The sequence below is a fragment of the Flavobacterium pygoscelis genome, assembly GCF_023162025.1.
GTDB lineage: Bacteria > Bacteroidota > Bacteroidia > Flavobacteriales > Flavobacteriaceae > Flavobacterium > Flavobacterium pygoscelis.
This window is the reverse complement of sequence record NZ_JALNUB010000009.1, coordinates 33190-47171: the sequence shown is the minus strand read 5'-3', so window position 1 is coordinate 47171 and position 13982 is coordinate 33190. Positions and strand designations below refer to the sequence as shown.

Annotated in this window: 11 protein-coding genes and 1 other RNA gene; 6 read left to right on the top strand and 6 right to left on the bottom strand. The window is 32.1% G+C overall.

Annotated features, from left to right (window positions below):
• Nucleotides 1–62 precede the first annotated feature (62 nt).
• Nucleotides 63–1550 (bottom strand): aminotransferase class V-fold PLP-dependent enzyme, encoded by a 1488-nt coding sequence (locus MW871_RS13625; RefSeq protein ID WP_248429024.1) that lies wholly within the window; start codon nucleotides 1548–1550, stop codon nucleotides 63–65.
• Nucleotides 1551–1801: 251 nt separating this feature from the next.
• Nucleotides 1802–3190 carry a phosphoglucosamine mutase gene (gene glmM / locus MW871_RS13620; RefSeq protein ID WP_248429023.1) on the bottom strand — a complete coding sequence of 463 codons (1389 nt, stop codon included), beginning with the start codon at nucleotides 3188–3190 and terminating at the stop codon, nucleotides 1802–1804.
• A 116-nt stretch (nucleotides 3191–3306) separates the two neighbouring features.
• Between glmM and MW871_RS13615 the strand changes: the two genes are divergently transcribed.
• The 3 genes from MW871_RS13615 to MW871_RS13605 all read left to right on the top strand — a co-directional run bounded on the left by MW871_RS13615 (nucleotide 3307) and on the right by MW871_RS13605 (nucleotide 7506).
• Entirely contained in the window at nucleotides 3307–3891 is a 585-nt protein-coding gene (locus MW871_RS13615; protein ID WP_248429022.1) for an acyl carrier protein phosphodiesterase, read from the top strand.
• Complete coding sequence (ggt, locus tag MW871_RS13610) at nucleotides 3888–5573, top strand: gamma-glutamyltransferase (RefSeq protein WP_248429021.1); 1686 nt, start codon at nucleotides 3888–3890, stop codon at nucleotides 5571–5573. Before MW871_RS13615 ends, ggt begins: the two co-directional genes overlap by 4 nt.
• Nucleotides 5574–5721: 148 nt before the next feature.
• Entirely contained in the window at nucleotides 5722–7506 is a 1785-nt protein-coding gene (locus MW871_RS13605; protein WP_188050852.1) for a chloride channel protein, read from the top strand.
• A 146-nt stretch (nucleotides 7507–7652) separates the two neighbouring features.
• Here MW871_RS13605 and rnpB read toward each other — a convergent pair.
• Nucleotides 7653–7965: RNase P RNA component class A (rnpB, locus tag MW871_RS13600), an RNA gene on the bottom strand.
• Nucleotides 7966–8086: 121 nt separating this feature from the next.
• On the opposite strand from rnpB, the gene MW871_RS13595 reads away from it, so the two are divergent.
• The 3 genes from MW871_RS13595 to MW871_RS13585 all read left to right on the top strand — a co-directional run bounded on the left by MW871_RS13595 (nucleotide 8087) and on the right by MW871_RS13585 (nucleotide 10352).
• A complete protein-coding gene (locus MW871_RS13595) occupies nucleotides 8087–8386 on the top strand; it encodes a hypothetical protein (protein WP_248429020.1) in 300 nt (99 codons plus the stop codon).
• 230 nt (nucleotides 8387–8616) lie between these two features.
• Nucleotides 8617–9702 (top strand): DNA polymerase III subunit gamma/tau, encoded by a 1086-nt coding sequence (gene dnaX, locus MW871_RS13590; protein WP_248429019.1) that lies wholly within the window; start codon nucleotides 8617–8619, stop codon nucleotides 9700–9702.
• A 92-nt stretch (nucleotides 9703–9794) separates the two neighbouring features.
• Nucleotides 9795–10352 carry a DNA polymerase III subunit gamma/tau gene (locus tag MW871_RS13585; RefSeq protein WP_248429018.1) on the top strand — a complete coding sequence of 186 codons (558 nt, stop codon included), beginning with the start codon at nucleotides 9795–9797 and terminating at the stop codon, nucleotides 10350–10352.
• Nucleotides 10353–10359: 7 nt separating this feature from the next.
• Here the strand turns inward: MW871_RS13585 and MW871_RS13580 are convergent, their stop codons facing one another.
• The 3 genes from MW871_RS13580 to MW871_RS13570 are packed head-to-tail and all read right to left on the bottom strand — an operon-like array spanning nucleotide 10360 to nucleotide 13879.
• Nucleotides 10360–11250, bottom strand: a complete 891-nt coding sequence (locus tag MW871_RS13580; RefSeq protein ID WP_188050855.1) for a Ppx/GppA phosphatase family protein — start codon at nucleotides 11248–11250, stop codon at nucleotides 10360–10362.
• Nucleotides 11251–11309: 59 nt separating this feature from the next.
• On the bottom strand, nucleotides 11310–13397 hold the full coding sequence (gene ppk1, locus MW871_RS13575) for a polyphosphate kinase 1 (protein ID WP_223151098.1): 2088 nt from the start codon (nucleotides 13395–13397) through the stop codon (nucleotides 11310–11312).
• Nucleotides 13394–13879 (bottom strand): SixA phosphatase family protein, encoded by a 486-nt coding sequence (locus MW871_RS13570; RefSeq protein ID WP_188050856.1) that lies wholly within the window; start codon nucleotides 13877–13879, stop codon nucleotides 13394–13396. Before MW871_RS13570 ends, ppk1 begins: the two co-directional genes overlap by 4 nt.
• Between the last annotated feature and the right edge of the window lie 103 nt (nucleotides 13880–13982).

Genomic DNA, 13982 nt, shown 5'->3' with positions numbered 1-13982 from the left:
AAAAAACACTAAATCTAAAAAAATAGACTTAGTGTTTTTTTTTATTTTTAACAATCAAATTATTAAAGAGAGTACCAATTTTTAACCAATTCATCTTCTAGAGGCTTCGCTTTTTTATTGATAAACTCATTGGTATTAGAGTTATAATCGTAATCCAATGCCCATGTTTTATGATTTTCTGCTAAGGATTTAATACCTTGACAAACATATTCTATTTCCTCAGTAGTTGTCGTAGGGTGAATAGACATTCTAATCCAACCTGGTTTTCTAATCAAATCACCTAATGTAATTTCATCAATCAATTTACTAGAAGTTTCTTGATCTACATGTAGTAAAAAATGACCATAAGTTCCAGCACAACTGCATCCTCCACGTGTTTGAATTCCAAATTTATCATTTAATAATTTTACCCCTAAATTAAAATGCAAATCCTCTACAAAGAAAGATATTACACCTAATCTATCCTGATGCTGTCCTGCAAGTATTTTTATATTAGATATATTTCCTAACTCAGAGAAAATATAATCAACAATTTCGTGTTCTCTTTTTAAGATATTATCAATACCCATTTGATCTTTCAACTGAATGGCTAATGCGGTTTTAATCACTTGAAGAAAACCTGGAGTTCCACCATCTTCTCTATCCTCGATATTATCTATATATTTATGTTCTCCCCAAGGATTAGTCCAACTTACCGTTCCGCCTCCGGGATTATCCGGTACTAAATTTTGATATAACTTTTTATTAAAAATTAAAACACCACTTGTACCAGGACCTCCTAAAAATTTGTGTGGCGAAAAGAAAATTGCATCTAAATAACTTTCTGGATCTTTTGGATGCATATCGATACTTACATAAGGACCAGAACAAGCAAAATCTACAAAACAAAGTCCGTTATGTTGATGCATCATTTTGGCAACATCATGATAGGGAGTTCTAATTCCGGTAACATTTGAACAAGAAGTAATAGAGGCAATTTTAAAAGGGCGTTCTTTATATTTATCTAATAATATTTCTAAATTTTCAATACTAAACAAACCATCCTCAGAAGAAGGAATTACTTCAACATCTGCTATTGTCTCTAACCAGGAAGTTTGATTAGAATGATGTTCCATGTGTGAAATAAAAACAATTGGTTTTTTTTCGGCAGGAATGGTAATAAAGTTTTTTAAATTTTCAGGTACTTTTAAACCTAAAATTCGCTGAAATTTATTGACAACTCCAGTCATTCCTGTGCCATCAGTAATCAAAACATCATCGCTATTGGCATTTACATGATTCTTAATGATATGACGTGCTGTATGATACGCTTTTGTCATTGCAGTACCCGAAATAGTAGTTTCTGTATGTGTGTTAGCAACGAAAGGACCAAATTCATTCATTAATTTTTCTTCAATTGGGCGATACAAGCGACCACTTGCTGTCCAATCTGTATAAACAATTTTTTTTGAACCGTATGGAGATTCAAAATCCTGATCTATTCCAATTATGTTTTTGCGAAATTGTTGAAAATATTGTTCTAAAGCTGTAGTTGCTGTTTTGGTAATCATTATATATTTAATTAGACCTCAAAGGTATTGATTTTTCTCAAATAGTCATTTTCAACTTTTGTTAATAGTAAAGAATCTTTGTTTTCTTTGGATTATGGAGACCAAAATCACAAGATAAATACTCCTTTTATGATTTAAATATAAGATTAAACTACAGTTCTTAAAAGCAAAACTATTTATAAGGAATTTAGAAATAAAAAAACCTTCCAAAAAATATTTTGAAAGGTTTTATTTGTCGAGATTAAAGTGAGTTAAATACCCGCAATCGCTTTTATTTCATCAATAATACGAAAAGCTAAACCATCAGCTTTTTCTTGAGTAGATGCTTCAGTATAGATTCGGATAATAGGTTCTGTATTTGATTTTCTCAAGTGAACCCAATTTTCTTCGAAATCAATTTTCACACCGTCAATAGTGGTAATATCTTCATTTTTATACTTTTCTGTCATTGCAACAAGAATAGCATCAACATCAATTTGTGGTGTTAATTCAATCTTATTTTTGCTCATGTAATATTCAGGATAAGAAGCACGGAGAGCAGAAACACTCATTTTTTTGTTGGCTAAATGGGTTAAAAATAATGCAACTCCCACCAAGCTATCCCTTCCGTAATGCAATTCAGGATATATAATTCCGCCGTTTCCTTCACCACCAATTACAGCATTATTGGTTTTCATTAATTTTACAACATTCACTTCACCAACAGCACTCGCCTCGTAACTTCCTTTGTGCTTATTAGTAACATCGCGCAAAGCACGTGAAGAGGACATATTAGATACTGTATTCCCCGGTGTTTTACTTAACACATAATCTGCACAAGCAACTAAAGTATATTCTTCTCCAAACATTTCTCCGTCTTCACAAATAAATGCCAAACGATCCACATCTGGATCTACTACAATTCCTAAATGAGCGCCTTCTTTAACGACAAGTTCAGAAATATCAGTTAAATGTTCTTTTAAAGGTTCTGGATTATGAGGAAAATGTCCGTTAGGTTCGCAATAAAGTTCTATTACTTCTACACCCATTAACTCTAGTAATCTAGGAATTATAATTCCGCCCGAAGAATTTACACCATCAACAACCACTTTAAATTTGGCTGCTTTTACAGCATCAACATCAACTAGTGCTAGGTTCAACACCTCATCAATATGTATGTCCATATAAGCATCATTAATCATTATTTCTCCTAAATGATCCACTTCTGAAAAATGAAACGCTTCTGCTTCTGCAATTTCTAGAATTTTTAATCCTTGATCGCCATCCAAAAATTCGCCTTTTTCGTTTAGTAATTTTAAAGCATTCCATTGTTTAGGATTATGAGAAGCGGTAAGAATAATTCCACCATCTGCATTTTCAATGGGTACAGCTACCTCAACGGTTGGCGTAGTAGAAAGGCCTAAATCAATTACATCAATTCCTAAACCAATTAGCGTATTTACTACTAGATTATGAATCATTGGCCCAGAAATACGAGCATCACGACCTACTACAACTGTTAATTTTTCTTTTCCACTATATTGTTTAAGCCAGGTTCCGTAGGCAGATGCAAATTTAACAGCATCAACAGGAGTTAGATTATCTCCTACTGTTCCTCCTATTGTTCCACGAATCCCTGATATTGATTTTATTAATGTCATTTAATACGGTTTAATTTGTTCTAAAAAAATTTAAATATTTACAAATATAAGAATTGAAGAAGTATAAAAGTCACTTAGAATTTAAAAAATAGGATAAAAAACCCTAATTTAGGCGAATGAATTTTTTAGCCCATATATATCTTTCTGGTGATAACGATTTACTGAAAATTGGCAACTTTATGGCCGATGGAATACGCGGAAAACAATTTGAGACTTATCCTTTAGAAATTCAGAAAGGGATTATCCTTCACCGTGCTATTGATACTTTTACAGATGCACATCCAATTTTTAGGCAAAGTACCAAACGACTTCACGAAAATTACCATCATTATGCAGGGGTAGTTGTTGATGTATTATACGATCATTTTTTAGCCAAAAATTGGAAGAATTACTCTAATGAAAAATTAGATGATTTTGTAGCTCATTTTTATAAATCTTTAGAAGAAAACAAAAACCTACTATCAGAAAGAGTGTTGCGAATAATGCCCACTTTATTCCAAGAAAATTGGCTTGTTAGTTATCAAACAGTTGAAGGAATAAATCATATTTTGACCCAAATGGATCGGCGCACTAAAAATCAATCTAACATGCGATTTGGAACACAAGATCTTACTGAATTTTATTCCGAATTTGAAGATGAATTCACTCGTTTTTTTAAAGAATTAATATTATTTTCGAACGAAAAATTAAAAACCTTATGAATAAGTTTATACTCTTAATTGCCTTAGCTTTTTTAAGCTGTAAATCCAATGAGAAAACAGTAACACCAACAGGCTTGGTAAGTAACAAAGCTATGGTAGTTTCAGCACGTGAAGAAGCTTCAGAAATCGGGGTAGCTATCATGAAAAAAGGAGGTAATGCATTTGATGCAATGGTTGCTACTGAACTAGCATTGGCTGTAGCGCATCCTCAGGCTGGAAATATTGGTGGTGGCGGTTTTATGGTTTTTAGAAAAGCTAATGGTGAAACAGGAAGTATTGATTATAGAGAGAAAGCGCCAATGGCTGCCTCAAAAGATATGTTTTTGGATAAAAACGGCAATGTAATCGAAGGAAAAAGTACCCAAACAGCTCTAGCCTCTGGAATTCCTGGAACTATCGCAGGAATATTTGAAGTACATAAAAAATATGGCTCTTTACCTATGAGTGAAATATTAAAACCTGTAATTGCGCTAGCAGAAAGAGGGGTAATTATCACTAAACATCAAGCAGAAAGTTTAAATAATAATAGAGAAACTTTTATCAAAAGAAACGGAAGAAATAGTTTATTCTCTAAAGTTTACAAAGAAAATGACACCATAAAATACACAGCATTAGCAGCAACATTGCAACGCATTGCTAAAAATGGTCGTGATGAATTTTATAGTGGCGAAACGGCACAAAAACTTGTAGCATTTTTAGCGAAAAAAGGAGGAAATGCGACTCTAGAAGATTTTCAAAAATACCAGGCCAAATGGCGTACTCCAATTACCTTTCAATATAAAAAATTAAAAATCACCTCTATGTCTCCTCCTAGTAGTGGTGGAATTTGCCTGAATCAAATCATGAAAATGATAGAGCCTTATAACCTATCGCAAATGGGACATAATAGTTTAAAAACAATACAAGTTATTACAGAAGCTGAACGAAGAGCTTATGCAGATAGAAATTTTTATTTGGGTGATCCTGATTTTGTAAAACTGCCTATTAAAGAATTATTAAGCCCTTCCTATTTAGAAAAAAGAATGAAAGATTTTTCATTTGACGCAGCTTCTAAATCATCAGATATCGCAGCAGGTGAAATTAAAGGATACGAGAGTAACCAAACCACACATTACTCTATAGTTGATGCTGCAGGGAACGCTATTTCTGCTACCACAACATTAAATGATAATTATGGTTCTAAATTGTATTGTGATGAATTAGGTTTTTTCTTGAACAATCAAATGGATGATTTTAGTGCTAAACCTGGAGTTCCTAATTTGTATGGATTAACAGGAAGCGAGGCTAATAGTATTGCTCCTGAGAAAAGAATGTTAAGTTCGATGACACCCACTATTGTAGAAAAAGATGGTAAATTATATATGGTCGTTGGAACTCCTGGAGGTTCTACTATTATCACTTCTGTTTTACAAACCATCTTGAATGTATATGAATTTGGATTAAGTATGCAGGAAGCAGTCAATGCTCCTCGTTTTCATCACCAATGGTTGCCTGATGAAATCACTTTTGAACCTAACTCGTTCTCTAAAGAAGTTTTAGAAAATTTAAAGAAAAAGTCTTATATCATTAATGAAAAAGACAAAGAAATAATAGGTCAAGTTGATGCTGTTTTAGTTTTACCAAACGGAAAATTAGAAGGTGGTGCAGACCGAAGAGGAGATAACAAAGCGGTTGGTTTTTAGACCGTTTTGTTTAAATACAAAATTACTGAACTCAACAATTGAAATGCATTAGAACTATTTTTAAAACTAGGATTTATAAACATGTATTAAAAAAATATAAGAACAATTTAAAATAATACTAATTTTGCAGTCCCATTAAAAAATCATAATGTTCAAAAAATATATTTCTAAATTACAAATTATAATTGCCATTGCGCAATCCATATTAACGCCTAAGCAATTTATATTTCTATCAGCTGTATTAGTCGGTATTTCATCTGCTTTGGCCGTAATCGTATTAAAAACTTTTGCACATTGGGTTTTTTCATTTGCTACCTATGTGAGTAGCATTTCAAAACTGGGATTTATCAATAGTATTTTACCTATTATTGGAATAATGTTAACGGTGTTTGTAGTAAAAAGAGTTTTGGGTGGAACGATACAAAAGGGAACTTCACAAATTTTGTATGCAGTTGCTAAAAAAGCCAGCATAATTCCAAAAAAACAAATGTATGCTCAAATTATAACCAGCTCCTTAACTGTTGGCTTAGGAGGATCTGCAGGTTTAGAAAGTCCAATTGTTATTACGGGTGCAGCATTTGGTTCCAACTATGCTCAAAAATATAAATTATCGTATAAAGATAGAACCTTGTTAATAGGATGCGGAGTTGCTGCTGGTATTGCCGCAGCATTTAACGCTCCAATTGCAGGAGTTTTGTTTGCTATAGAAGTATTGCTAGTAGATGTAAGTATTGCAGCATTTACACCCATTATGATTGCAGCAGCTACTGGAGCGCTAGTGTCTGTAGTCGCTTTAGATGAGACCATATTACTCTCCTTTAAAAAACAAGAAGACTTTGATTATCATAATATAATTTTTTATATACTCTTAGGAATTTGTACCGGATTAATGTCCGTTTATTATTCTCGTAATTTTCAGAGAGTAGAACATTTTTTTTCCAGCATGAAACTTTCACCTTACAAAAAGGCTTTATTTGGATCTTCTATTTTAGCGATTCTTATCTTTATGTTTCCCACACTTTTTGGAGAAGGTTACGAAAGCATCAAAACATTAGCAGACAGTGATTCTGGAAAATTTTTAGAAAACACCATATTTAGTAGTTTTCAAAACAACAGTTGGGCACTTCTACTATTTGTAGGATTTACAATGATGCTAAAGGTTTTCGCCAGCGGTATCACTATAGGAAGTGGTGGAAATGGTGGAAATTTTGCACCTTCATTATTTCTAGGATCTTATCTTGGATTTTTCTTTTCTAAATTTATAAATCTAATAGGATTAGCAAAATTACCCATTAGTAACTTTACACTTGTTGGAATGGCGGGTATTTTGAGTGGTTTATTTCATGCTCCGCTAACTGCCATATTCTTAATTGCCGAAATTACAGGAGGATATAGTTTAATGATTCCTTTAATGATTGTTTCCTCAATAAGTTTTGCAATATCGCGTCGTTTTGAAAAACACTCGATTGATGTAAAAACATTGGCTCAAAAAGGACATGCGTTTACTAGTAATAAAGATTCTAATGTACTTTCTACACTCGAAACTAATTCAATCATACAGACCGATTTTCTTACCGTTACTGCAGACGAAAATTTAGAAAAATTAGTCGATTTAATCTCGCATTCTACGCAAGTTATATTTGCTGTTGTAAACACTGAAAATGATTTGGTTGGAATTGTACATTTTAATACGATAAGAGAAATAATATTTAACACTTATAGAGTCAAATACACAAAAATAAAAGACATAATGCTACCTCTTAGCGAAATTGTTACTCCTGATGAAAGTATGGAAACAGTGATGAATAAATTTGAAAAATCTAAAGTCGCATTTTTGCCCGTTCTTAAAAATGATAAATATTACGGTTTTATATCAAAGTCTGTTGCATTAGAAGCCTATAGAACAAAACTAAAATCAATGACAATAGAATAATTTTGTTTTTTGTAGTTTAAAAAAAATTTTGTCAATTGCAAAAAATCCACCAATTACAAAAACAGATCTTTATTGAATCAAAATAATTTAGCTAAAGTTTAAATTTAATTTGCAATTCTATAGCTAGACACAAATACATTTAAATAAAAAAAAACAGACCTATAAGCCGGATTCTGTCTCCAATAAATTGGAGCCTTATCATTTATCTAGATCACATATTACTATGTGACTCAAGCTATCTACCCTTCAACAACGGACGAGAAGCCCTTAAATGCTGATATACTTGATATTTCACCGCATAGAGTTTACCTGGTTTCACTACAGCATTACCTGTACATACTTTCTGTTGCACTTGTCCTAATTCGCCGTGGCGAACCGACGGGTGTTACCCGCTATGCTTCCCTTTGGTGTCCGGACTTTCCTCCACGTATATAACGTGGCGATAAGGCGGTCTGTGTCGCAAATTTACACTATTTTTCTCTTCTCATAACATTTTAAACCAATCTACTTTAACATGAATTTTGCAACCACTTAGCCATAAATCAGTTATCTTTATAATGAACGTTTAAATAATATCACTATGTCTAATATGTATCACTACACCACCGTTTCTCAAGCATTAGAAGAACTCTCCGAAATGGGATTTAATTTTGATTTTAACATCGACGATAGCGAAATAACCACAAATCCAGATCACTGCGAAATTCAGCACATATACCGTTATGAAGGAGATAGCAATCCAGATGATGAAGCTACTGTTTATGGCATTAAGTCTAAATCGGGTAAAAAAGGAGTTTTTGTAACTGGTTTTTCTGCCAATTCTGAAAATAATGCTGCACGTATTTTAATTGACATAACTATCAAAGGTAGAGCCGAATAAAAATCTGCAAACAAAATTTCATCTGCTCTTTTTATGGAGCTATTTCCAGCTATACGTTACAATCTTAATTACTATCCCAAAACTCCAGGGCTAGCAATTAAGGATTTTCACTTTTATCTGGGCTATAATTTAGCTACTACAAAGACGCTTTAGCTAATATAAAATCTTTCAATATTTAAATTTTTCCATCTTTAAATTAAAGCTTATATTTGCTTTCGAATAAAAATCCTATGGAACAATTTGTAGTATCGGCACGTAAATATCGTCCTCAAACATTTAAAGATGTTGTTGGACAAAAAGCAATTACCAATACTTTACTAAATGCCATAGAAAGCAATCATCTTGCTTCTGCATTACTATTCACAGGACCTCGCGGCGTTGGTAAAACAACTTGTGCACGAATTTTAGCCCGAAAAATAAATCAACCGGGTTACGATGATCCAAACGAAGATTTTGCTTTCAATGTATTTGAACTAGATGCCGCTTCTAACAACTCTGTTGATGACATCCGAAGCTTAATAGATCAAGTTCGCATTCCACCACAAACGGGGCAATATAAGGTGTACATCATTGATGAGGTTCATATGTTATCTTCAGCAGCTTTTAATGCTTTCTTGAAAACATTAGAAGAGCCGCCAAAACACGCTATTTTTATTTTAGCAACTACTGAAAAACACAAAATTATTCCAACGATTTTATCTCGTTGTCAAATATTTGATTTTAAAAGAATTACGGTAAAAGATGCCAAAGAACATTTAGCAGAAGTAGCAACAAGTCAAGGTGTTATTTTTGAAGATGATGCGTTGCACATAATTGCTCAAAAAGCTGATGGCGCAATGAGAGATGCTTTATCTATTTTTGATCGAGTAGTTTCTTTTTGTGGTAAAAATTTAACACGCCAAGCAGTAACAGAAAACTTGAATGTGTTGGATTATGAAACCTACATCAATATTACCGAATTGATTTTGGAAAATAAAATTCCAGAATTATTGATGGCTTTCAATGAAATATTGGCAAAAGGTTTTGATGCTCATCATTTTGTTTCCGGATTAGCTTCTCATTTTAGAGATTTATTAGTTTCTAAAACACCTTCTACGCTATCGTTATTAGAGGTAGGAGAACAAGCCCAACAAATGTATGGAGTTCAAGCACAAAAATGCAATCCAACATTTTTATTAAAAGGAATTGAAATTGCCAATGATTGCGATTTAAAATATAAGTTGAGTCAAAACCAGCGACTTCTTGTAGAATTATGTTTAATGCAGCTTGCCTCTATCACCTTTGATGGAGAAAAAAAAAAGTTGAGCAATTTATAATTCCACCTACCTATTATAGAAAAAATGATTATTCTATAGTTGATACCAATACCGTACCCGAAAAACAAAAAGCAGTAAATGAATCTGCTTTATTGAAAACAGAAATTGATACAGTAGCGCCTGCTTTAAAATCAAATCCTATTTCAAAACCAATCCTAGAAGATAGTAATTCAGAATCTTCTGCACCAAAAGTTTCTGCCTTTTCACTAGCTAGTATTCGTGCGAAAAAAGCATTGGAAGAAAGCAGTAAAGGAATTGTAAAAGAAGCAACCCATTTGCCTACCGAACCTTTTACCGAAACAGAAATGTTGTTGCAATGGAATAAATACGCCCAGCGTTTAGGAGACAAAGGATACAAAATTATGGAATCTTTATTATTAATTAACGATCCCAAACTTAATGGAACCGCAATAACATTAGAGTTACCAAATGAAGGTTCTAAATTAGATTTTGAAAAGGAATTAAACGGTCTTTTAGGGCATTTAAAAGGGCATTTACACAATCATGACATTACTATAGAAATAACTGTAAATGAAGCTGTGGAAAACAAAAGAAGTTTTAACGATCAAGACCGTTACAACAGACTACATGAAATAAATCCAAATATTGAACTCTTACGAACAACATTTGGATTAGATATAGATGCTTAGAAAAAAATTATATTTTGTTGAAATACATCGCTTTTACAATTCCGTCAGAAAGCCCAATTTTAGGCACATAAATATTTCTTGCACCACTCCATTTCATCGCATTTAGGTATATTCTTGTGGCTGGAATAATTACATCGGCACGATCAGGATTCAATCCCAATTCAGAAATCCTTTGTTCGTAAGAAAGTGAATTTAAAAACGCATATTGAGAATTCACATAAATATAGGACAGCGGTTTGGCTTGTAATTTGCCCGACATTTTGAACAACTTATTGATATTTCCTCCAGAACCGATTAATGTAACTTCTTCATAGTCTTGTGTATTAGCTTTAATCCACTTTTCAATTTCTTCCCAAACCACATCGCAAACCATGTCATTTAATAAGCGAACAGTTCCTGCTTTAAAAGATCTTGAGTTTATAATTTTACCATTTGAAAATACGGTAAACTCAGTACTACCACCACCAACATCTACAAAAAGATAGGTTTGATCCGTCTTTAATAAGTGATGTAAATCTGTTGATGCAATAATAGCGGCTTCTTTCTTACCATCAATAATTTCTATTTTTATATCTGCTTTTTTCTTAATGATGGCTACAACTTCTTTTCCATTATAAGCTTCACGCATCGCTGAGGTTGCAAAAGCCATATATCGTTCTACTTTATGAACTTTCATCAAAAGATTAAAAGCTTTCATAGCATCGCACATTCTCTCGATATTCTCTTCTGAAATTTCTCCTACGGTAAAAGCTTCCTGCCCCAATCTAATAGGAACACGAACTAAGGAGCTCTTGTTAAATTGAGGCTCTTTACCTTCTTGCTCCACAATATTTACGATTAGTAAACGCATGGCATTAGAACCAATATCTATGGCAGCATATTTCTTTATTTTAATCATGTTCTTTCAATTGGTTTATTTCTTAGTACCATAACACATCATCACAATTTAGCAGATAGTTATAGAATTTGTTCTTTTTGCGTAGCAGCATTAAGTTTATTGGCATAATATCTATAAGTCTCAAATTGAGCTCTAAAAATAGGATTATGATTTCGAGCTTTGTATTTATTATCTAACTTATGAGAATGCATACGTACTTTTACATTTCCTTTCCAACCAATATCAAAATTGTCTATAAGTTCATTTTTTATACCTTGATCATAAATAGGACAAGTTACTTCGACACGTCCATCTATGTTTCGTGTCATAAAATCAGCAGATGAAATATAAACTTCTGTTTGTCCCGCGTTACCAAAAATATAAACTCTCGAATGTTCTAAATAATGATCTACAATACTTATCGCTTCAATATTTTCACTCATACCGGGAATCCCTGGAATTAAAGAGCAAATTCCCCTAATTTGCAAACGAATTTTAACTCCAGCTTTACTAGCTTCATATAACTTATCAATCATTTCATAATCAGACAAGCTATTCATTTTTAATTTAATTTGAGTTTTTCTTCCCGCCAAGGCATGTGTAATTTCTCTATCAATTAATTTTATAAATCGCGTTCTGGTGTAATGTGGTGAGACAATTAGATGCTTGTAACGGTGCACTCTATAATTGACATCAAAAAAATCAAATATCTTTACAATATCTTTAAGAATTTGTTGGTGACTGGTAAAAAGAGTAACATCAGTATAAATTTTAGCAGTAGATTCATTAAAATTTCCTGTCGATACAAATCCATATCTTTTTACTTTATCGTTTTCAGTTCTCTCTATTACACATATTTTACTGTGCACTTTTAGTCCTTTTATACCAAAAATCAATTCAATTCCTTCCAACTGCATTTGTTCAGCATAAGAAATATTTGATGCTTCATCAAAACTGGCTTGCAATTCTATTTGAACTGTTACTTTTTTTCCGTTTTTGGCAGCATTTATAAGAGAACTAATAATCTGAGAATTTTTGGCCAATCGATACAATGTGATTTTAATTGAAATCACTTTAGGATCTAAAGCTGCTTCTCGCAAAAACTTAGTTAAATAAGAAAAAGATTGATAAGGTGCATTTAGCAAATAATCTTTTTCACTAATTTTTTCTAATATGCTACCCTCTAGACTTAATCCTGGAATAGGTAATGGAACATTTGTCTCATATAGCAAATCATATCGACCTAGGTTAGGAAAACTCATGTAATCTCTTCTATTGTGATATCTTCCGCCAGGTATAATACTATCTGTAGAAACGATTTTCATCTTTTCTAGAAAAAATTGTAATGTATCTTCTTCGATTAATTGATCATAAATAAAACGTACCGGCTCCCCTATTCGTCTGTCTTTTACACTTAGTGATATTTTTTCGATCATACTTTTACTTAAATCACTGTCGATATCCAATTGAGCATCTCTAGTAATTTTTATCATGTGCGCCGAAACACTTTGATAATCAAAAATATTGAATATATTTTCTAGATTGTGTCTAATAACATCGTCTAAAAGTATGATATATTGTTTTTCATTATTAGAAGGTAAAACAACAAAACGATTAATTGCTTTAGGAATTTCGATAACTGCATAACGCACTTCTGCATCTTGATTCATTACCAATTTTACAGCTAAATAGCCAGAAGTATCCTTTAAAACAGGAAATTCTGCTAAATCATTTAAAATAATCGTTACTAATTCAGGGCTTACTTTTTGAATAAAAAAATCTTTAAGAAAAATTTCTTGTTCAATAGTAATGTCAGCTTCTGTTATAATAAATATATTTTTTGTTTCTAGTTCGCTTTCGATAATGTTTAAAATTCGTAAACTTTCTGATTGCTGCTGAATAACAATTTCGGTAATATCTTTTACTAATTGTTGAGCCGAGATTCCTCTTAAATACTTTTCTCCTGAAATTCCAGAAAGGCTTAAACGTCTAATTGCTGCAAAACGAACTCTAAAAAACTCATCTAAATTATTAGAAAAAATTCCTAAGAAACGTAATCTTTCTAATAATGGAACCGTTGTATCACCAGCTTCTTGAAGTACTCTGGCATTAAATGCTAACCAACTTTTTTCTCTATCAATGTATTTATATTCTAACACTTTATTCATCTTAGATTTTTGGGAAATATTATTTTTTTTGTTTTACCTTTTTTTATTTTTTTCCAATTATCTGTTTCAAATTTCAAATATACAAAACCCGATGTAGGAACATTTTCTATAAATTCATCCCCAAATTTATTAACAAAATCTGTAATTGCCCCGTTATGACCAAAAAGAATAACATTTTCGCAACTATTTGTACATGATTTTATAAGTTCCTCGAGTTTATTATCGTCAAAAGTATAAAGGTCGTCTTTGTAAATGATACTTTCTACAGGATAGGCTATATTTTGAGCAAAAATCATTGCTGTATTAGTAGCTCTTTTTGCTGAGCTACTCCAAATAATATATGTTTTAGGAATGAAATCCTTAATATAATTTGAAACTAAGTGAGCGTCTTTTATACCTTGAGAAGTCAAACCTCGATCTTTATCATGCATCGGAACTTCCCAACTTGATTTTGCATGTCTAACTAATATTAAGTTTTTCATATAGATAAAATTTTATTTCCAATTAATAGAAAATTAAAATATTCAGATACAATTTACAAAACATAAATACAAACTGATTTTCTTTTAACTTTTAATTTTTATA